19 protein-coding genes and 2 tRNA genes are annotated in these 19,787 nt (G+C 66.4%); 8 read left to right on the top strand and 13 right to left on the bottom strand.

Translation table 11 applies throughout. The features are described 5' to 3' along the window. The first annotated feature begins 2 nt into the window (after positions 1–2). Genes MPPM_RS12585 through MPPM_RS12575 form a run of 3 tightly spaced genes read left to right on the top strand, consistent with a single transcriptional unit; the run spans position 3 to position 2,398 of the window. Entirely contained in the window at positions 3–389 is a 387-nt protein-coding gene (locus tag MPPM_RS12585) for a hypothetical protein (protein ID WP_096485359.1), read from the top strand. Between the two features lie 9 nt (positions 390–398). After that, entirely contained in the window at positions 399–758 is a 360-nt protein-coding gene (locus MPPM_RS12580; RefSeq protein WP_096485358.1) for a hypothetical protein, read from the top strand. Between the two features lie 11 nt (positions 759–769). Beyond that, complete coding sequence (locus MPPM_RS12575) at positions 770–2,398, top strand: hypothetical protein (protein ID WP_244573549.1); 1,629 nt, start codon at positions 770–772, stop codon at positions 2,396–2,398. Here MPPM_RS12575 and MPPM_RS12570 read toward each other — a convergent pair. Next, positions 2,384–3,724 carry a glycosyltransferase family 61 protein gene (locus MPPM_RS12570; RefSeq protein WP_096485357.1) on the bottom strand — a complete coding sequence of 447 codons (1,341 nt, stop codon included), beginning with the start codon at positions 3,722–3,724 and terminating at the stop codon, positions 2,384–2,386. The genes MPPM_RS12575 and MPPM_RS12570 overlap by 15 nt on opposite strands. A 215-nt stretch (positions 3,725–3,939) precedes the next feature. Here MPPM_RS12570 and MPPM_RS12565 point away from each other — a divergent pair, with 215 nt between their 5' ends. Genes MPPM_RS12565 through MPPM_RS12550 form a run of 4 tightly spaced genes read left to right on the top strand, consistent with a single transcriptional unit; the run spans position 3,940 to position 5,825 of the window. Beyond that, positions 3,940–4,812, top strand: a complete 873-nt coding sequence (locus tag MPPM_RS12565) for an N-acetylmuramidase family protein (protein WP_096485356.1) — start codon at positions 3,940–3,942, stop codon at positions 4,810–4,812. Positions 4,813–4,814: 2 nt separating this feature from the next. Next, entirely contained in the window at positions 4,815–5,075 is a 261-nt protein-coding gene (locus MPPM_RS12560; RefSeq protein ID WP_096485355.1) for a hypothetical protein, read from the top strand. Then, positions 5,075–5,482 carry a hypothetical protein gene (locus tag MPPM_RS12555; protein ID WP_096485354.1) on the top strand — a complete coding sequence of 136 codons (408 nt, stop codon included), beginning with the start codon at positions 5,075–5,077 and terminating at the stop codon, positions 5,480–5,482. Before MPPM_RS12560 ends, MPPM_RS12555 begins: the two co-directional genes overlap by 1 nt. Before the next feature lie 4 nt (positions 5,483–5,486). Further along, the gene (locus tag MPPM_RS12550) at positions 5,487–5,825 is read left to right on the top strand and encodes a hypothetical protein (RefSeq protein ID WP_096485353.1); all 339 of its coding nucleotides are present in this window, start codon (positions 5,487–5,489) and stop codon (positions 5,823–5,825) included. A 67-nt stretch (positions 5,826–5,892) separates the two neighbouring features. Here MPPM_RS12550 and MPPM_RS12545 read toward each other — a convergent pair whose 3' ends face one another. From MPPM_RS12545 to MPPM_RS12510, 8 genes are all read right to left on the bottom strand, one after another. Beyond that, on the bottom strand, positions 5,893–6,471 hold the full coding sequence (locus MPPM_RS12545; protein ID WP_096485352.1) for a hypothetical protein: 579 nt from the start codon (positions 6,469–6,471) through the stop codon (positions 5,893–5,895). Further along, the gene (locus MPPM_RS12540; protein ID WP_096485351.1) at positions 6,468–6,734 is read right to left on the bottom strand and encodes a hypothetical protein; all 267 of its coding nucleotides are present in this window, start codon (positions 6,732–6,734) and stop codon (positions 6,468–6,470) included. Before MPPM_RS12540 ends, MPPM_RS12545 begins: the two co-directional genes overlap by 4 nt. An 89-nt stretch (positions 6,735–6,823) precedes the next feature. Continuing rightward, positions 6,824–6,899 (bottom strand) — tRNA-Val (locus tag MPPM_RS12535). A 134-nt stretch (positions 6,900–7,033) separates the two neighbouring features. Next, positions 7,034–9,457 (bottom strand): endopeptidase La, encoded by a 2,424-nt coding sequence (gene lon, locus MPPM_RS12530; RefSeq protein WP_096485350.1) that lies wholly within the window; start codon positions 9,455–9,457, stop codon positions 7,034–7,036. A gap of 268 nt (positions 9,458–9,725) precedes the next feature. Continuing rightward, positions 9,726–10,997, bottom strand: a complete 1,272-nt coding sequence (clpX, locus tag MPPM_RS12525; protein ID WP_012454266.1) for an ATP-dependent Clp protease ATP-binding subunit ClpX — start codon at positions 10,995–10,997, stop codon at positions 9,726–9,728. A 251-nt stretch (positions 10,998–11,248) separates the two neighbouring features. Next, a complete protein-coding gene (locus tag MPPM_RS12520; protein ID WP_017485728.1) occupies positions 11,249–11,875 on the bottom strand; it encodes an ATP-dependent Clp protease proteolytic subunit in 627 nt (208 codons plus the stop codon). A gap of 135 nt (positions 11,876–12,010) precedes the next feature. Continuing rightward, positions 12,011–13,435: a trigger factor gene (gene tig, locus MPPM_RS12515; protein ID WP_096485349.1), complete on the bottom strand. Its 1,425-nt coding sequence runs from the start codon at positions 13,433–13,435 to the stop codon at positions 12,011–12,013. Between the two features lie 113 nt (positions 13,436–13,548). After that, positions 13,549–13,633: transfer RNA gene (locus tag MPPM_RS12510), tRNA-Leu, on the bottom strand. A gap of 162 nt (positions 13,634–13,795) precedes the next feature. Between MPPM_RS12510 and MPPM_RS12505 the strand changes: the two genes are divergently transcribed. Then, positions 13,796–15,250 carry a multicopper oxidase family protein gene (locus MPPM_RS12505; RefSeq protein ID WP_096485348.1) on the top strand — a complete coding sequence of 485 codons (1,455 nt, stop codon included), beginning with the start codon at positions 13,796–13,798 and terminating at the stop codon, positions 15,248–15,250. 6 nt (positions 15,251–15,256) lie between these two features. Here MPPM_RS12505 and MPPM_RS12500 read toward each other — a convergent pair whose 3' ends face one another. The 4 genes from MPPM_RS12500 to MPPM_RS12485 form a co-directional block, all read right to left on the bottom strand. After that, a complete protein-coding gene (locus MPPM_RS12500; RefSeq protein ID WP_096487830.1) occupies positions 15,257–16,570 on the bottom strand; it encodes a B12-binding domain-containing radical SAM protein in 1,314 nt (437 codons plus the stop codon). Beyond that, positions 16,567–17,946, bottom strand: coding sequence for a B12-binding domain-containing radical SAM protein (locus MPPM_RS12495; RefSeq protein ID WP_096485347.1), 1,380 nt, complete (start codon positions 17,944–17,946; stop codon positions 16,567–16,569). The genes MPPM_RS12500 and MPPM_RS12495 overlap by 4 nt, the downstream gene beginning before the upstream one ends. 191 nt (positions 17,947–18,137) lie before the next feature. Then, positions 18,138–18,929 (bottom strand): class I SAM-dependent methyltransferase, encoded by a 792-nt coding sequence (locus MPPM_RS12490; RefSeq protein WP_096485346.1) that lies wholly within the window; start codon positions 18,927–18,929, stop codon positions 18,138–18,140. Positions 18,930–18,933: 4 nt separating this feature from the next. Continuing rightward, positions 18,934–19,749, bottom strand: coding sequence for a 2OG-Fe(II) oxygenase (locus tag MPPM_RS12485; RefSeq protein ID WP_096485345.1), 816 nt, complete (start codon positions 19,747–19,749; stop codon positions 18,934–18,936). Between the last annotated feature and the right edge of the window lie 38 nt (positions 19,750–19,787).

The following is a 19,787-nucleotide window of genomic DNA, read 5'->3' as shown; positions in this document are numbered from 1 at the left end:
CGATGCCGTCCTTCATGAACACGCTCGGCGCCGTCTCCCGGCGCGGGCAGTGGCGGTTCCGCCACGTCTTTCGCAGCGCCGACGAGCGCGGGCGCCTCGACATCACGGACGCGGGCCTGATCGACTTCTCGACCTGCTCCGAGGTCGCGATCGAGGTGACGCCGCGGGCGCCGCATCGTGGTTGCTGGAGTGGGCGGGAGCCGGTCCCCGTGCTCGCGGCCTCGCTCGCGTCCGGCACGCTCGTCGTCTCGAACCCCGGCCTTGTCGAGGCCGTGTTTCCCGCGGGCTCGCTCTTCGACGTGCCGCCGGGTCTCTACGACGTGCGGGTGCTCGTCACCATCGGGCCGGAGACGGAAGAGGTCTTCTGCGAGCCGGTCGAATTCGCCTGAGGACGCACCATGCCGAGCTATCCGATCCGCCCGACGTTCCCAATCGACGTCCGCTCTCCCACGGGCACCGTGAAGGTCGGCCGGCAAGGCACAGCCGTCACACTCGATGTCGTGGCGGCCAGCGGCGGCGACGGCGCGCTTACGGCCGGCCAGTTCTACGCCGCTCTTGAGAACGCCTTTCCGGGCGCCTCGGCCACGGTGCGAGACGCTGTTCCTTCCGACGTGAGCAACCCCGTCAATCGCGCCTATCGGACGACGGCCGTCATCACGCCCGGCTGCGCACTGCTCGTCTTCGTCCAGGCGACCTTATCTCTCTCGGACGCGCAGATCGAAAACCTGCTCGCGTCCGCCGCTCTCCAGCCGCAGTGAAGGGCCTTCACATGATTCGATCCTTTCGGGCAGCCCTTCTCGCCGTGGCGATGGGTGTTTGCGCGCTCGCCGCCCCGGCTTCTGCGCAGGTGTTCACGCTGCCTGAGATCGGTATGCAGAACAGTGGAACGTGCCAGCAGCTCGCCATCCGTGACCGCGGCTCCAAGGCGATGGTGCCGTTCGGATGCGTCCTATCCGGCGGCCTGGGGTTCCAGTCCTCCCCTGCGATGCTGGCGGTGAATGGTGTGTCGCCGCTCGACGTGTCGCTTTCGAACCGCGGAGGCGCCAGCAACGCGACGTACAAGAACCCGAACGCCGTGCGTATCGGTGCCGGCAACATGGTGTCCTTCTGCCCGGCCCTGTCGTGCCTGTCGGGGGACAACGATGCTTCCCCGACCAACGATCACCAGCGCACGTCTCTCTTGGTCTCATCGACCACGCAGGACGATGTCCATAGCCAAGAGCAATCGTTCGCGGTGATCACGACCATTGATAAGGGCCGGTTGAAGACCTGGGCCCAAAACACGGCGTACACTGCTCGCGACAACGTCAAGAACGGAGAGAACGTCTATCGAGTGTCCGCCAACTGCACGTCATCCTCGGCCGGTGGAGGCCCTACGTCTCTCGCCTCGTCCGGCATTGCCGATGGCTCGTGCTCGCTCGGCTGGATCAACTATGCCGGCCTCAACGCAAAGGCAGGCTCGTATTTCGAGACGAAAGTCGTTGATGGCGCTGGCTCTGCATGGGGCGCCGCATTCAACTATCACCTCGACACAAATCCCAATATCCAGAATGGATTTTTTCCTGGGCTAGAAGTCGATTACGCTAACACGAGCGGTGTCGACTGCCTTATCCCCACCGACTGCACTTCCGTTCGCGTCGGTGTCGCAGGGAACGGCATGATCACCCATGGCATGCAAATTACCGGAGACGGCTTCACGCGGAGCAGCACTCAGTACAATTCGATGCTATGGGCGCTCCGCATCAATGGTGAGCATGTCGCGCAGGAGGCCTCCATTGAGATCGATAGCCAATCGAAAGTTGGCCTTGGCTTCGGAACGTCCGGCATCGGCACAAACACTCATTCGGTCGCGACCATCAAGGACGCGACCACGAGCCCGACCAGCATCGAGATCGCGGGGAGCCATGCGGTCGGGCTCAATCTGAGCGGCACGTTCAGTTCTTACGCCCTCGCCTCTAACAATTTCCTGCTCTACGGCGACGGCTCGATCCGGATGAGCAACGGTAACGCTTCCACCTCGGCAGCGACGGGGGCATTGCAGATCCCCAATGGCGGCTTGGGCGTCGGAGGGGCCGGAAACTTCGGAGGATCGCTTGCCGGTTCTTCGGTGAAGGCGACGGCAGGCGGCACGACCTACCAGGTGCTTGTCGATTATGACACGGCTGCGGATGCCGGACGCATCCAATCGACGCACAATGGTGCGTTCAACACCGAGTTACGACTCAACCCTGGCGGCGGCGCGGTCTCGATCGGCCCGAGTCTACTGCGAGAAACCTCCGCGCCGCCTTCCTCTTCGGGTTCGGCCTGCGTCGTCGGCACGAGAACCTGGGATGTGAATTACGAGTATCGTTGCGTGGCCACTAATACGTGGAAGAGGACAACCTTAGCGACTTGGTAGCTCCATCAACTCTTTTGCTATAGCCCGGACATTGTTGAGCCGAGCGCCCCCCATAAAGCCATATGGTGGATCGACTGTCTCGTACGAAACGGGTTCCACGTATCGAGCGATGTTGCCAGCAGCCAAATCGATTAGGTGAAAGTTGCTGGCAACACCACTCGCGTGAGCAAGGGCCGAAATCAGCCGAGGCTCCTGGCAAAAAGCGCTCAAGTGCAGAAACGAACCAGTGGTTCCGATTATATGATTGGCTTCGGACATCAATTTTATCTGATCAATTAAATTCAGCATCTCAGGATAGACGATGCGAGCCCCGAGGCTTCTGATTTCTTCTTCGAGATCGAAGTCGTTTATGATTTTGAGAGTTCCCATCCTGAGCTTGGTTCGAGAGTAGAAGACAGCCTCATCGGCAGATCCGATCTTATCTCCGCCGCATAATATATTCGAAATGCGTCGACACATATCAGCATAGATAGGATGAATGAGGGTTTGCCCCACCAGCGCAGGTCGGGGAACAATTACATGTTTCAATTTCGTCGGGCGATCGAACACTACGAAATCTTCGTAGCAGAGCCCGAGCGCTCCCATGATCTGAGCAACAAAAGAATTATTGAACCATTCTTTAGGGACCTCTTCTGAATGACAGACGATCTTGGGGCGGCCTTTGCCAAATAACCCCTCATTCCAATATCTAGGAAGCGTATCAATAAGAAAATGGCCGAAATGGCAGTTAAAAAAACCACCGTATATATAGACATCATCGCTTGCTGTGCATTCGATATCATCGGACGTAAGCAAAACATCTAGAGGTATGTTGTAAATTAGGCGGCCAACCATCGCGTCAACCACGGGAGTTCCGTCCGACGTAAAGAGCCCCCATGGCCCCTGAAGGCTCCACGGGACATAGAAGGCATGCCTGATTTCAGACACGCTCGGATCTGAGCGCACAAATTTGGTCCCACCCCAAACCTTCGATGCCGGACGCAGCGCCCCGTCTCGCAAAGACAGTTCGCCTTCTTCAATAATAGCGTTAAGTTGAGCCCAATCGATTAATTCGAAGGTCTCCCACAAACTCGCGCTTTTTCTGTCGAATTCGACAGAGTTCCAGCCCGGCGCGGCGCATATATATAAATCATTTGATTTTAGCTGAACGCTAGACTCCCCGGCCCTCACGATCTCGTATCCCGCCAGCTTTCCTTCAATTATTTTATGGCCATCTGATTTTAGATCGATAAATTTTGGTACATTTTCGGCCAAAATCGAAAGCTGAACAACGTCTCCGACTGAATTTGAGCCTAATATTTTACCGCTATTTGTCTTCAGAAACATATATTTTCTCTTTTTCAAGCGACGCCGATTTGTCGCTCAGTCTTCTTTAATTTAGCAGGAATTGCAAGGCTTCCCCTCAACTGGCCGCTCGGCTCTGCTGCCAGTCCCTGTGCCTGCTGCGCGCCCAGCCAATCGACCTCTAGCACGCTCGCCATCACGCATCGCGGGCTCGCCCGGGTGCGCGTGTCCGTCCTCTGATCCGGAGATCCTGTGCCATGTCGCCCAACGCGACCACCTTCGCGCAGCTGCGTGCGGCCGGCTTCGTCTGCGCCGCCGCTCGCCTGACCGATTACGACCTCCCCCGGATCGGTCACACCATCGGAGTCGGCGAGGACGAGATCCACGCCGTGATGGAGGTGGAGGCCTCCGGCGGCGGCTTCGACAGGCTGAAGCGGCCGAAGATGCTGTTCGAGCCGCACGTCTTCTGGCGCAACCTCGCGGGCGCAGAGCGCACCCGCGCCGCCTCGCTCGGCCTCGCCTATGCCGCGTGGAAGCCCGGCGCCTACCCGTCCGACAGCTATCCGCGCCTCGCGCAGGCCCTGACCATCGACGAGACCGCCGCGCTGAAGGCCGCCTCCTGGGGCCTCGGGCAGATCCTGGGCGAGAACTTCAAGGCGGCCGGCTACTCGACCCCGCAGGCGATGGTGCTGGCCTTCTGCAACGGCGGCGAGGCCGAGCACCTGGCGGCGATGGTCCGCTTCATCGTCACGAACGGGCTCGACGACGAGCTGCGCCGGCACGATTGGGCCGGGTTCGCCCGCGGCTACAACGGGGCGAGCTACGCAAAGCACGGCTACCACACCAAGCTCGCGAAGGCCTTCGCCAAGTGGTCGAAGATCAAGGACACGCCGTGGAGCCCGGGCATGGGCGAGCCGGCGGCCGACCCGCTGGCGCCGATGACGGGGGCGATTGCACCAAAGCCGCCCGTTGTGACAACGCCGCCACCCGCCGTCGCACCTGGTGACAATCCGAAGCCCGCCCCCACCGGCGGGCTTCTTCGTTCCGGGGTCCAGGCGACCGGCGGCGCGCTCCGCTCCGGCCTCGCGGGGCTCTACGACCTGATCCACACCTCCTTCCGGAAGGCCTGACCATGGCACGCCGTCCCTTTCTCGCGCGGGCCCGCCTCGGCCTGCGCCGCTGCTGGCGCGCGGCCTCGGGCTGGCGCGTCTACCTGCTGGCTGCCGTGATGGCGCTGCCCGACGTCCTCGACGCGCTGCCCGGTGTCGATCTGGCGCCGCTGCTGCCGGAGTGGCTGCCGGGCGCGAAGGTGGCGACCTTCCTCGCGGTCGCCCGGCTCGCCGCCCGCGCCTACGCGACGAAGCTGACGGCTCTACCTCGGGATCCGCGCTGATGGGCTTCCTCGGCGCGATCTTCTCCGGCGGCTGGTCCGTCCTATTGAAGGGCCTCGTCAGCGTCTTCGGCGATGCGGTGCTGAAGCCGTTCCTCGCCCACCTCGACGCGACGACAGTGGCCAACAAGGAAACCGCGATCGCCAGCATCCAAGCCGAGATCGCGGCCAACCAAGCGAAGGCGGCGATCGCCCCGGCCTTCAAGGGGCTGATCTACGGCATCGGCATCCCGCCGGCCGTCCACTTCGGGGCGATCTGCCTCTCGAAGACCTTCGCTCTCGGCTGGCCCATCGAGCCGCTGCCGCCCGAGTACGTACCGATCGAGGCCACGATCCTGACGGCGTTCTTCGTCTCCTCCCCGCTCACGACGCTGGCCCGTGCCGGCGCCGCCCGCCTGCTGAAAGCCTGACCCGATGTCCGACACCATCCAGGCAGCCGGCGAGGCGCCCGACGGCATCGTGACGCTGCCGCGGCGTGCGCCATTCTGGGCGGTGTGCGGGCTCGCGCTGGCCTTCGGCGGGCAAGTCTTCTGGGCCGGCACCTATACGGCTGGGCTCGACAGCAAGATCGCCGGCCTCACGGAGAACGATCTCCGCCTCGCCGAGCGCCTAGCGAGCCTGGAGCGCGACCGGGACCGGCTGCCGAAGCTCGAGGAGCGGTTCGGCCGGATCGAGGAGAAGATGTCGATGATGATCGAGCTGCTGCGGGAGACGCGGCAGGAGCGCCATGGGCCGCCCAAGCGTGGCGGCTGATCCACCCTATCCACATCCGTCCACACACCTCCCCGGGGCTTCGGCCTCGGGGCTTTTTTCGTGCGCGCTATCCGCCCGCCGTGAGCATCCGCTTCCGCACCACGCACCACGGCCGCTCTTCCTCGCTCTCCGCCACCGCGATCAGCCGCCGCCGCACCTCGGCCAGCCGCTCTTCCCGGTTCGCTTCGGTGGGTTCGACCTCGCGGCAGACGGCTTGATAGATCTCCCACGGCTTCATCGCGTCGAGGCCGAGTTCGCGCCCGACCTCTCGAAGCTCGGGCATCTCGGCGGCCGACGGGCGCTCGTAGGTTTCCCACGCCGTCAGCCCAACCCAATGCGTCATGCCGGCGTCGTGGTAGGGGGTGAGGGCCCGCATCTCAGCGCGCCAGTCGCGTTCCAGCGCCCACATCGCCCGAAGCGCCTCGACCGCTTCCGCCTTCGTGTCGACGTATCCGCTGTCCGTCTTGCTCGGCTTCGTCATGCCGACGAACTGGCGCACGCAGGTGATCGACCAGCCCCATTTCGATCCGCCCGGCATCACGTCGTCGCGAACGATGCGCCCGATGATCTGGCCGCGTACCTCGAGCGTGAAGTCGGGGCCGGGCTCGAAGGTGTAGCGCCAGACCTCGGCGTCAGGGTCGCTCACACCTTCTGCGCCCGCGCGAGTAGGATCGCCGTGCGGACCGCGTTGCGCTTGGCGCCCGGCCTGCTGGTGTCGTCGCGCAGGACAGAGGTCGCGAACGGGCTTGCCTTCACGGCGGCTGCCACGTCCAGCACGTAGCCCTCGCCGAGCTCGGCCCGCTCGTCCGTCCGGCCAGCGAGCACGGCATCGACCAGCGCGTTCACCTGATCGTCGGTGACGGCCTTGGCCTTGAAGAGGTCGCCGACGGTGGGGTTCAGGTCCGGCATTTCGGGTCCGTTTTGCCCCTGGCGCTTACCATGTGCTTACTACCGCGCATCTCTGGTAAGCAGCACCGTTGCTAAGTGCCTGTAGATATTGGTGGGCGGTGAGGGACTCGAACCCCCGACCCTCTCCGTGTAAAGGAGACGCTCTACCAACTGAGCTAACCGCCCGATCCGGCGCCGCGCAGCGTTACGGAAGGCCGCGCGGCTGCGCAAGGCCACTGCCCGGTCTCCCCTCCCCTCGGACACGAAAAAAGCCCCCGGAGCGGGGCTCCGGGGGCTTCGTCATGCGGGACGCCGCAAGCTTAGTGGGCGATGACCGCCGCGCCGTCCTCGTCGCGCTTCGGCGTCTTGGCGGGGAGCGGCTCGTCCCACTCGATGGGCTCGGGCTGGCGCACGAGGGCGTGCTGCAGCACCTGATCCATCCGCGAGACGGGCACGATCTCCAGGCCGTTCTTCACGCTGTCGGGCACCTCGGCGATGTCCTTGGCGTTCTCCTCGGGGATCAGCACCGTCTTGATACCGCCGCGGAGCGCGGCGAGCAGCTTCTCCTTCAGGCCGCCGATCGGCAGGACGCGACCGCGCAGAGTCACCTCGCCGGTCATCGCCACGTCGCGGCGCACCGGGATGCCGGTGAGCGTCGAGATGATGGCGGTGGCCATGGCGATGCCGGCCGACGGACCGTCCTTCGGGGTCGCCCCCTCCGGAACGTGGACGTGGATGTCCCGACGCTCGAACAGCGGCGGCTCGATGCCGAAATCGATGGCCCGCGAGCGGACGTAGCTCGCCGCCGCCGAGATCGACTCCTTCATCACGTCGCGCAGGTTGCCCGTGACCGTCATCTTGCCCTTGCCGGGCATCATGACGCCCTCGATCGTCAGCAACTCGCCGCCGACCTCGGTCCAGGCCAGACCCGTGACCACGCCGACCTGATCGTCCGCGTCGATCTCGCCGTAGCGGAACTTCGGCGGGCCGAGGAATTCCGGCAGCGTCTCGGGGTTGGCCTCGACCTGCTTCACCTTGGTGATCAGGATCTCCTTCACCGCCTTGCGGATCAGGTTCGAGATCTCGCGCTCCAGGTTACGGACGCCCGCCTCCCGCGTGTAGCGGCGGATGAGCATCATCAGGCCGTCGTCGGTGATCGACCACTCGTCGGCACCGAGCCCGTGCTTCTTGACCGCCTCGGGGATGAGGTGGCGGCGAGCGATCTCCAGCTTCTCCTCTTCGGTGTAGCCGGCGATACGGATCACCTCCATGCGGTCCATGAGCGGGCCGGGGATGTTGAGCGTGTTCGCGGTCGTCACGAACATCACGTTCGACAGGTCGTAATCGACCTCGAGGTAATGGTCGTTGAAGGTCGCGTTCTGCTCCGGATCCAGAACCTCGAGGAGCGCCGCCGACGGATCGCCGCGGAAGTCCATGCCCATCTTGTCGATCTCGTCGAGCAGGATGAGCGGGTTCGAGGTCTTGGCCTTGCGCATCGACTGGACGATCTTGCCGGGCATCGAGCCGATATAGGTCCGGCGGTGACCGCGGATCTCGGCCTCGTCACGCACGCCGCCGAGCGACATCCGGACGAATTCGCGGCCCGTGGCCTTGGCGATCGACTTGCCGAGCGAGGTCTTGCCGACGCCGGGGGGACCGACGAGGCAGAGGATCGGGCCGGTGAGCTTGTTCGCCCGCTGCTGAACGGCGAGGTACTCGACGATCCGGTCCTTGACCTTGTCGAGGCCGAAGTGATCCGAGTCGAGGATCGCTTGCGCACCCAGCAGGTCCTTCTTGATCTTAGAGCGCTTGCCCCACGGGATGCCGAGCATCCAGTCGAGGTAGTTGCGCACGACGGTGGCCTCGGCCGACATCGGCGACATCTGACGCAGCTTCTTCAGCTCGGCGGTGGCCTTCTCGCGGGCCTCCTTGGTCAGCTTGGTCTTCTCGATCTTCTCCTCGAGCTCGGCCAGCTCGTCGCGGCCGTCCTCGCTGTCGCCGAGCTCCTTCTGGATCGCCTTCATCTGCTCGTTGAGGTAGTACTCGCGCTGAGTTTTCTCCATCTGCCGCTTGACGCGGGTCCGGATGCGCTTCTCCACCTGCAACACGGAGATCTCGCTCTCCATCAGCGACAGCACGCGCTCCAGGCGCTGCGCCACCGTGGGGATCTCGAGGATCGCCTGCTTGTCGGCGATCTTGACGGCGAGGTGCGAGCCGACGGTGTCGGCAAGCTTGGAAGGCTCGTCGATCTGCGTGACGGCGGAAACGACCTCGGGCGAGATCTTCTTGTTGAGCTTCACGTAGTTCTCGAACTCGGAGATCACCGAGCGGGCGAGCGCCTCGGCCTCAACGCGGTCGCCGAGATCGTCGGCGAGCGTGAGCGCACGAGCCTCGTAGTACTCATCCGAGCGGACGAACTCCTCGATCTGCGCGCGACCGGCACCCTCGACCAGCACCTTCACGGTGCCGTCGGGCAGCTTGAGGAGCTGCAGCACGGAGGCGAGCGTGCCGATCGTGTAGATCGCATCGGTGGCCGGATCGTCGTCGCTGGCGTTGATCTGCGTCGCGAGCAGGATGTGTCGGTCCGAACGCACCGCCTCCTCGAGCGCGCGGATCGACTTCTCGCGACCCACGAACAGGGGCACGATCATGTGTGGAAACACGACGATGTCGCGCAGCGGCAGGACGGCGTAGGAGCCCGTCGAACCGGGAACGACCGGCTGGCGCGATTTCGACTGGGTCATGGGGTCTTCCCTTGATCTGTTGACGCCGGGCATTCGCTCCTCAACGGAGAGCAAGCATCCTGCCAGGTGCCGACCGGGCCGCGAAGGGTCGGAAGCGAATAATCAGTTTGCGGCTGGTGGCGCAGGCCCGACCTTTCGGGGGAGTGAAGCGTCGAGCCCTGCGTTGAGCCTGAAGTGGTCGTTGCGGGGGGCGCTTTCAAGCGCGTTCCACCCCCGGAACGAGAAAGGGCCGCCGGCTCATAACCGGGCGGCCCTCAAGGTCTGCCGATCAGGCGCTGACGCTGGCCGGTGCGTCCTTGTTGCGGTCGCCGTGGATGAAGAGCGGCTTCGACTTGCCGTCCACCACCTCGGGTCCGATGACCACCTGTTCGACCGAATCGAGGCCCGGCAGATCGTACATCGTGTCGAGGAGGATGGTCTCCAGGATCGACCGAAGGCCGCGGGCGCCGGTCTTGCGCTCGATGGCCTTGCGGGCGACGAGGCCGAGCGCCTCGTCCTGGAAGGTCAGCTCAACGTTCTCCATCTCGAACAGCCGCTGGTACTGCTTGACCAGGGCGTTCTTCGGCTCCTGCAGGATCTTCTTGAGGGCTTCCTCGTCGAGATCCTCCAGGGTGGCGAGCACGGGGAGACGGCCGACGAATTCGGGGATGAGGCCGAACTTCAGCAGATCCTCGGGCTCGACCGAGCGGAAGACTTCACCGGTGCGGCGGTCGTCCGGCGCCTGGACGCTGGCGCCGAAGCCGATCGAGGTGCCCTTGCCGCGCTGGGAGATGATGCGCTCCAGCCCGGCGAAGGCGCCGCCGCAGATGAACAGGATGTTCGTGGTGTCGACCTGCAGGAACTCCTGCTGCGGGTGCTTGCGGCCGCCCTGCGGAGGCACGGAGGCGACGGTGCCCTCCATGATCTTCAGGAGCGCCTGCTGCACGCCCTCGCCCGAGACGTCGCGGGTGATCGAGGGATTGTCCGACTTGCGGGAGATCTTGTCGATCTCGTCGATGTAGACGATGCCGCGCTGCGCCCGCTCGACGTTGTAGTCGGAGGCCTGGAGCAGCTTGAGGATGATGTTCTCGACGTCCTCGCCGACATAGCCGGCCTCGGTCAGCGTCGTCGCGTCCGCCATGGTGAAGGGCACGTCGAGGATGCGGGCCAGCGTCTGCGCGAGCAGCGTCTTGCCCGAGCCCGTCGGCCCGATCAGCATGATGTTGGACTTGGCGAGCTCGACGTCGTTGTGCTTCGTCGCGTGGGCGAGCCGCTTGTAGTGGTTGTGCACGGCCACCGAGAGAACCTTCTTGGCGAAGTCCTGCCCGATGACGTAGTCGTCGAGGACGCGCCGGATCTCCTTCGGGGTCGGCACCCCGTCGCGGGACTTCACCAGCGAGGACTTCGATTCCTCGCGGATGATGTCCATGCACAGCTCGACGCACTCGTCGCAGATGAACACCGTCGGGCCCGCAATCAGCTTGCGAACCTCGTGCTGGCTCTTGCCGCAGAACGAGCAGTACAGCGTGCTCTTCGAGTCGTTGCCGCCTGTCTTGCTCATGTCGGTCTCCGGTTCGCAGGCGCGGCCCCAGCCAGGAGGGCACGCGCGTCGATCATACGATGTAAGCGCATCCGCCTAAAGAAACAGTCACACAGGGCGGATGCGTCGGGATTGAGGCGCTCGAATCCCGATGCAATCATGCAGCCGGCTCGGGATCAACCGGGCAGCGCGGCGGGACGGGCGCCCAAAGGACGCATGACCCGACATGGTCGGGATAGCGTGCCCCGGACGCCTCAGGTTCCCCGCCTGCCTCAGGCCGCCGCCGGCTCGGGGCGCTTGTGCAGGATGTCATCGATCAGGCCGAACTCCTTGGCCGCGTCGGCGGTCATGAAGTTGTCGCGCTCGAGCGCCTGATGGATCGTCTCGTAGTCGCGGCCGGTATGCTTCACGTAGATCTCGTTCAGGCGCTTCTTGAGCGCCTCGATCTCGCGGGCGTGGATCAGGATGTCGGTGGCCTGGCCCTGGAAGCCGCCGGAGGGCTGGTGCACCATGATCCGGGCGTTCGGCAGGGCAAAGCGGTGGCCGGCCTCGCCGGCGGTCAGCAGGAGCGAGCCCATCGAGGCGGCCTGGCCGACGCAGAGCGTCGTGACGGGGCAACGGATGAACTGCATCGTGTCGTAGATCGACAGGCCCGAGGTCACCACGCCGCCGGGCGAGTTGATGTAGAAGGAGATTTCCTTCTTCGGGTTCTCGGCCTCCAGGAACAGGAGCTGGGCGACGATCAGCGACGCGCCCTGGTCCTCGACGGGACCGGTAAGGAAGATGATCCGCTCGCGCAGGAGCCGGGAATAGATGTCGAAGGCGCGCTCGCCGCGGCTCGACTGCTCGACCACCATGGGCACGAGCGAATTATGGAAGTAGTCGACCGGATCTCTCATATCAGCCCTCGGCTCCGGAGTCCGGCCCCGGAGCGAATCGCTCGGGGCCGGTTGGTTACAGCGAACATGGCAGCCGTTAACGCCGCCTGATCTCTCTTGAGATCGCCGCCCGCCGCGGAGCCGGAGGGTCGGCGATCAGCCGGCAGCCTTGTCGGCCGCCGCCTCGTTGCTGGACTCGCTCGGCTTCTCGTCCGTCGAGGCCGCATCGGCCTCGTCGTCTTCGGCGAAGAGCGCCTCTTTGGAGACGGGTTCCTCGACGACCTGGACCTGACCGAGGACATGGTCGACGACCTTTTCCTCGAACAGCGGCGCGCGAAGCTCGGCGAGCGCCTGCGGATTGTTGCGGTAGAAGTCGTAGACCTGCTTCTCCTGACCCGGGAACTGCCGGATCCGGGCGAACAGGGCCTGATTGACCTCGTCATCCGAGACCTTGATATCGGCGGTCTCGCCGACTTGCGCAAGCACCAGACCGAGGCGCACGCGCCGCTCGGCGATCTTGCGGTACTCCGCCTGGGAGGCCTCCTCGGTGGTGCCCTCGTCCTCGAAGGTCTTGCCGCGGTTCTTCAGGTCCTGCTCGACCTGCGCCCACACGGCGGCGAATTCCTGGTGGACGAGGCTCGGGGGCAGGTCGAAGGCGTACTTGCCATCGAGCGCGTCGAGCAGCTCCTTCTTGAGCTTGCGCCGGGACTGGGCCTCGTAATCGGCGCCGACGGCCTTGGAGACGGCCTCCTTCAGCTTCTCCAAGTCGTCCATGCCGAAGCGCTTGGCGAGCTCGTCGTCGATCTTGGTCTCGCCGGGGGCGGCGACCGCCTTCACCGTGACGTCGAACTCGGCATCCTTACCGGCGAGCTGCTCGGCCTGGTAATCGGCCGGGAAGGCGACCTTCACGACACGGCTGTCACCGACCTTGGCGCCGACGAGCTGGTCCTCGAAACCGGGGATGAAGGTGTTGGAGCCGAGCTCCAGATCGACATCCTCGCCCTTGCCGCCCTCGAACTCGGTGCCGTCGATGCGGCCGACGAAGTCGATGGTGACGCGGTCACCGGACTGCGCCTCCGCGCCCTCCTCGCGGGGCTCGAACGAGCGGCTGTCCTTGGCCATGCGCTCCAGCGTCTCGTTGATCTCCTCGTCGGAGGGCTTGAGCACGAGCTTCTTGATCGAGACGTCGGAGAGGTCGGCGAGCTCGAAGCTCGGCAGCACCTCAAGCTTTACCTTGAAGGCGAGGTCGCCCTTGGCGTCGAGCGCGCGCTCGATGATGTTCTGCTCCTCGTCCTTCGGGAACTCGATCTGCGGCTCGAGCGCGAGGCGCAGGCCCTTGTCGGCGACGATCTGCTGGTTCGCCTCGTTGACGGCGTTCTGCAGCACGTCGGCCATCACGGACTTGCCGTAGACCTTGCGCAGGTGCGCGACCGGCACCTTGCCGGGGCGGAAGCCCTTGATCTGGACCTTGCCCTTGATGTTCGAGAGCTCGGTGTTGAGGCGATCCTCAAGCTCGGTCGCGGGGAGGAGCACCTGAAACTCGCGCTTCAGCCCCTCGGAGGTCGTCTCGGTCACCTGCATCGTCGTTCGTCCGCTTTTTTCTAAAACCGCAATCTCGTCTTCGCGTGCCGCTGCGCCATGGGAGAGGTCCCGGCGGGAACCGATTCGGTCCCGGCGCCGGCCCCGTACGGACTTGGTGCGGGCGGAGGGGCTCGAACCCCCACGTCTTGCGACACTGGAACCTAAATCCAGCGCGTCTACCAGTTCCGCCACGCCCGCGAGCGCCATCGACACGAGCCCGGACACCGGGCCGTCGAAGCGCGCGTCTATAGCACGCGCGCCCATGGCCGCAGCAAAAAACTTACGGAAGGGTTTGCCGGTGGCGGGGCGGGCGGGGCCTGTCTACAACCCCTCTCCGATCCAGTGACGACGCGAGACATCATGCGAAAGCCCGACCCGATGGCCCAGCCCGAGCCGGGATCCTTTTCGCGACGCGGCCTGCTCGCCGGCAGCGCCGCCCTCGCGCTGATGCCAGTCTCCGCCGGAGCACAAGCCCCGGCCGAAAAGGCGCCCGCCGGGAAGGCCACGCCGCCGGAGCCGAGATCGCTCAAGGCGGCCCCCGCCAAGCTCCGCCTGAAACCGGAGCCCGCACCGGAGACGGCGGTGTGGCGGCTCGGCGAGGAGGCGGCGCCGATCCTGCGGATCAAGCTCGGCGAGCCACTTCGCCTGCGCGTCGAGAACGGCACCGACCGCCCCCTCTCCCTGCACTGGCACGGCGTGCGCAACCGCAACGCCATGGACGGCGTCGGCGGCGTCACGCAGGAGCCGATCAAGCCGGGCGACAGCTTCACCTACGATTTCACGCCGCCCGATGCCGGCACCTTCCTGATCCGCCCGCTCGTGATCGGCGGATCGAGCGAGCCCTCGGGCCGCGGCCTCGCCGGCATGCTGATCGTGGAGGAGCCCTCCCCGCCCACGGTCGACCAGGATCTCGCGCTGCTGCTGCAGGATTGGCGGCTCGACGAGGCGGGCGCGCTCCAGCCGTTCGGGCAGGTCGCCTTCGCCGCCGCGGCGGGGCGGCTGGGGAGCGTGGTCACCCTCAACGGCAGACCGATTCCGCTCACCCTCGAGGCCCGGCCCGGCAGCCGCCTGCGCCTGCGCCTGGCCAATGCCTGCAACGCGCGTGGCCTGCGCATCCGCTTCGACGGGCTGAAGGCGTATGTCGCGGCCGTTGACGGACAGCCGACCGACACCTTCGAGCCGCTGAAGGCCACCCTGCCGCTGGCGCCGGGCACGCGCTACGATCTTCTCCTCGACCTCCCCGCACAGGCGGGAGCGGCCGGCGCGATCACCGCCCTGATCGGCCAGGGCCTGCCGCTGGCGACCCTGACCGCCGCCGGCGAGCCGGTGGCGCAAGCCGGCCGCGCGGCCATCGGCTCGATCCCCGAGAACAAGCGCCTGCCGACCGAGATCCGCCTCCAGAACGCCCTGCGCCGCGACCTCGTGCTGACGGGCGGCGTGCGGCCGGACAAGACCAAGCCCGGCGCCGAAACACCCTATCAGGGCGATCCGGCCAAGGTCTGGCAGGTCAACGGCGCGAGCGGCGCGGCGGGGGCGCCGCCCCTGTTCTCGGTCAAGCGCGGGGGGGTCGTGGTGCTGGCGATCCGCAACGACACCGGCTTCATCCAGAGCCTGCACCTGCACGGCCACGTCTTTCGCCTGCTGCACCAGCTCGACGACGGCTGGGAGCCCTACTGGCTCGACACGGTGCAGATCCCGGAGGGCCGCAGCGCCCAGATCGCCTTCGTGGCCGACAATCCCGGCCGCTGGCTCCTGAGCGCGACCGTGCTCGAACGGTTCGACAACGGGTTGTGGACGAGCTTCGAGGTGAGCTGACGCCTCTCACCGGGGCGGCGGGAAGGTCCAGAAGAACGCACCCGCGCGCCCGCCCTGAAGCGACGCCTGCCGCGTCAGGAAGCGGCACTCCGCCGCCAGGGCGGCCTCGCTCCAGCCGGTGCAGGAGATCATCTTCAGAGAGACCGGATCGTAGTCGAGGCGATGCTCGGGGGGCGAGCGCACCATCAGGCCCGAGGGCAGCACGACGCAGTGATAGACCCGGAGCGCGCAGGGCAGACGTCGGGCTCGCTCGAAGTTGCGGCGAAAGGTTTCCGGATTGTCGCCGGGCAGTCCCAGGATGATCTCGACGGCGAGGCTCGCCACCGCATCCAGCTTGGCGAAGGTCTCGTCGAAGCGCCGCTCGTCGTAGGTGCGGTCGACATGGGCCAGCACCGCGTTGTCGAAGCTCTGCAGGCCGATGCCGACATAGGCGTTGCTGATGGTGGCGAGGAAGTCGAGATGCTCCTGGCGCACTGCGGCCGGATAGACCTCGCAGATCAGCCCGCGGCGCTCGAAGAAGCCGCTCTCCTCGGCGGCCTGCCGGAGGTTGAGGAAGGCGTTGCGGTTGAGGTTCAGCCCGGCATCGACGAGGAGCGCGGCGTAGACCTCGTGGCCGGCGATGGCGTCGAACTCCCGTGTCAGGTGGTCGACGGCGCGCACGCGCTTGGGCGATTCCATGGTGCCCCACTCGCAGAACGAGCAGGTGAAGGGGCAGCCCCGATAGGTCTGCAGCACGCCGAGGCCGCCATGCTGCACGAGGTTCAGCGCGTAGGGCGAGGCGAGGCTGTCGAGATTGGCCAGCGGTCGCGCGGGGGTCTCGCGCCAACCCTCGCCGTCGCGGACGGCGACGCCGCGCAGAGCGCCCAGCGCGGCCGGCGTGCGGAGTTCGAGCGACACGATCTCGAGAAAGGTCTCCTCGCCCTCGTTGATGACGAGGACGTCGATGTCGTCCGCCGCAGCGGAGAAGGGCGGCCGCGCGAACATGACCGGCCGGGCCGAGGGGCCTCCGAAGACGACGAGGCGGGCCGGGTCGTCTTGCTTGATCAGCGCGGCGACGCGGCAGAGGAAGGGCAGCGACCAGAGATAGGCCGAGAAGCCGACGATGTCGGGGTCGAAAGCGGTGATCTCGCGGGCAACCCGCTCGGGGTCGCCGGCGGTCAGATCCCAGACCCGGCAGACGAGACCGGGAAGGGCGGCGGCGCGCAGGGTGGCCTCGACCATGCGCAGGCCGAGATTGGGCACGAAGCTCGGCATCGCCGGATCGCGCTCAGGATACTGCGCCACCAGCGCGATGCGCAGGCCGGAGCGGGCCGCATTCATCGCGCGGCGGCCTGCCGCCACGAAGCGCGGGCTTGGGTGACGCGCTCGGGCCGGCGGGGGAAGGCCCACCAGAACTCGCCGGCCTTGCCCCCGGCGGCGAGGGCACGCCGCCGCAGTTCCGCGCGGGTGCGCGCCACCGCGTCCTCGCTCCAGCCCTCGCAGGAGCGCATCGTCAGCGTGTGCGGGTCGAAGCGGATGTTCCACTCGGGCCGGCTGCGGGTCAGCAGCGCGTCGGGCAAGACGAGACAGTGATAGACCCGGACGCTCGCGGGCAGCGACAGGGCATAGTCGAGGGTGCGGAAGAACCCCTCCGGCGTATCGCCGGGCAGGACCGCGATGATCTGCAGCTCGATGTTGGTGATGCGCGCCAGCGCCCGCACCGCCGCCTCGAAGCGGGGCGAATCCGAGGGGCGGTCGTGCAGGCGCAGCACCGCCGGGTCCATCGACTGCATCCCGACGCCGAGATAGGCGGTGCCGATCTCCTCGATGAAGGCGAGGTGCTCGTCGCGCACGACCGAGGGGTAGATCTCCGCCCAGAGCAGGGTTTCCTTGAGAAAGCCGGAGCGCTGGGCGGCGAGCCGAAGGTTGCGGAAGGCGCCGATGTTCAGGTTGAGGCCGGCATCGAGCAGGAATACCGCCGGCGCCTCCAGGGTGCGGAAGGCCTCGAGCTCGCCGGCGATGTAGTCGGCCGAGAATGAGGCCTTGCTGTTCTCCTTCGTACCCCACTCGCAGAAGCGGCAGGAGAGCGGGCAGCCGCGATAGCTCTCGAGATAGGCCACGCCGCCCTGCGGCATCAGCCCGTGCGCGTAGGGCGAGGCGATCCGGTCGAGGGCGGCGATGGGCGGGCGCCGCTCGGTCCGAAGCCAGCCGGTCGCGCTCGGCAGCGTCAGCCCGCGCACCCGCTCCCAATCCGATCGATCGAAGTGCGGCAGCCGGGCGATCTCGCAGATGATCTCCTCGCCGTCGCCCTCGACCACGGCGTCGAGATAGGCGTGGGCCGGGCGGTAGGGTTCGAGATCGAAGAAGGCGGATCGCGCCGAGGGGCCGCCGAAGACGACGGCGAGCGAGGGGCGGCGGGCGCGCAGGGCGCGCGCCACCGCGATCATGGCCGGCGCCGACCAGACATAGATCGAGAAGCCGACGAGATCGGGCTCGAAGTCCAGGATATCGGCGACATAAGCCTCGATATCGGCGGTGCGGCGGTCGAATAGCCTCACCGTCGCCCCGGCGAGATCGGGGTCGCCGAGCAGCGCCGCGTGGATGCGCCGGATCCCGAAGCTCGGCAGCCGCAGCTCGCCGAGTTCCTGCGCATCGGGGCGCGGCGTCATGCAAACGAGGGCGATGCGCCGCGGTGTGTGGGAGACTGGTTCGGGCATGGCTTCGCGGTGACCGGGGCGGCACTGAACCGATCGTTCGGGAGAGGAGCGAATTTAAGGCCTGGGCAAAGCTTGCCAGGTCCAATCGACCCGCGCCGCCCCCCTCTCCGGCATTTGGATCGGCAGCCGCCGCAACTCGCGCCATGCGCCGGAACCGGGGTGATCGAGACGGCGCGGCGGCACAATCCGGGTCATCGCTTGTCCAGGCGGAGATAAAGATAGTGCAGGCAGCCGAGCCGATGCAGTTCTCGCAAGACGTCGCCGCTGGTCGGCCTGTCGCTCCGACCCGGAGCGATGGTGTGAAAGCTCGGCTCGGTGTTCGCCGTGGCGTCGGTCACGAGGAGGGTGAAACCGGCCGCTTCCGCATCGCGACCGATCGCGTCGAGGCTCGCCCATTTGTCGGGCCAGGGGCCGAAGGCGGCCTCGAGCCCGTCCGCCAGCAGCGCGACTTCCTCCTCCGGCAGCGGCGGGCGGGTGAGGACGATGTCGCTCAATACGAGAACGCCGTCCCGTGCCAGCACGCGATGCGCCTCGGCGAAGAAGTCGCGGCGGGAGGCGAAGTGAAAGGCCGCCTCGACGCAGAGCAGCCGGTCGAACATGCCCCCTGCGAACGGCAGGCGGCAGGCATCCGCTGCGATCCACGTGGCGTTGCGCCGCCTTCGGTCTCGGCGAAAGCCGACCGCCAACTGGCGCGGATCGAGGTTGAGCCCGATCACCTCCACCCCGGGATGGCAGGTCCGGATCGTCCGCAAGCTGCCTCCGAAGCCGCAGCCGACATCAAGCACAAGATGGCCGCGTGCGAGGTCGAGCCACGCAATGAGCGCCGCGCTCAACCGGTCCTGCGCCTGCGCGAAGCCCGCGCGCGCACGGGCCGGCCCGATCGCCCCCGGCGCGTCCCAGTGACCCAGATGAACGTGATCGATCTCGGCACCGCCCGCGACCGCCGTGAGGAAGGCGTCGAAATAGGCCGGGACCCGCGTCACCGCGCTAGCCCCAGCAATAGACACCGTCACCGCTGCGGGCTCGGGCCATGAAGGAGCAGGCGGTCCAGCGCAGGCGGGAGCCTTCCACCGGCGTGACTTGATGCAGGAAGCGGCCGGAACGCAGGATCACGATGGTCCCGGCCTCGACGTCGAAGGCGTGACGGGCGAAGTGCGAGAGGTCGGGCTTGCGCGACGCGCGGTCGCGATTCTGAAACCGGCCCGACCACGCATCCGCTCGGGCGTCGAAGACTTCGAGCATCCCGCCGCGTTCGGCCTTCGACAGGGTCAGCACGAAGGAGAAGATGTCGCCCTCGACCAGGCCGTCGAGGTGGCGATAACTCGGCCGGTTTCGCTGCTCGTTGTCGAAGTGCGGCGGGATGAAGCCACCCTCGTGATGCGAGCGCAGCGTCGTGACCATGTACGGACGCCCGTCGGGCAGAACCGGCGGCCCGTAGCGGCGCCCGCCATCGAGACGCGAGAGCAGACCGAGGATCCGGCCCTCGAAGCCGCCCCGCGGGGTCATCAGATCCCCGAGGCTGCGCGTGAAGCCGGGGGCCATCTCGAAATAGGCGCGAAGATCCGGATCCGCGAGGTTCAGGTTCATACCGTAGAAGTGCGACCGGAACGGCGCCGGGAACGAGGTCGTGGGAAAGCCCTGCCGGTTGTCCGCCAGTTCGGTTGTGATCGCCAGGCACTCGTCGGATGTCAGGACTTTGCGGATGACGATGGCCTGAAGGGCATCCGCCCGCAGCCGCGTCAGGGCGTCCGCATGGGAAGGCGCGTCGACGGCGTCGAATGAGAGCGTCTCCAGAAACGGCATCGCCTCGAAATCCCCTCGCCCGGACCCCGGCGATACGC

This window comes from Methylorubrum populi, assembly GCF_002355515.1.
Taxonomy (GTDB): domain Bacteria; phylum Pseudomonadota; class Alphaproteobacteria; order Rhizobiales; family Beijerinckiaceae; genus Methylobacterium; species Methylobacterium populi_A.
Note: the sequence above shows the minus strand (reverse complement) of the source record. Positions and strands in the feature narration are given on the sequence as shown.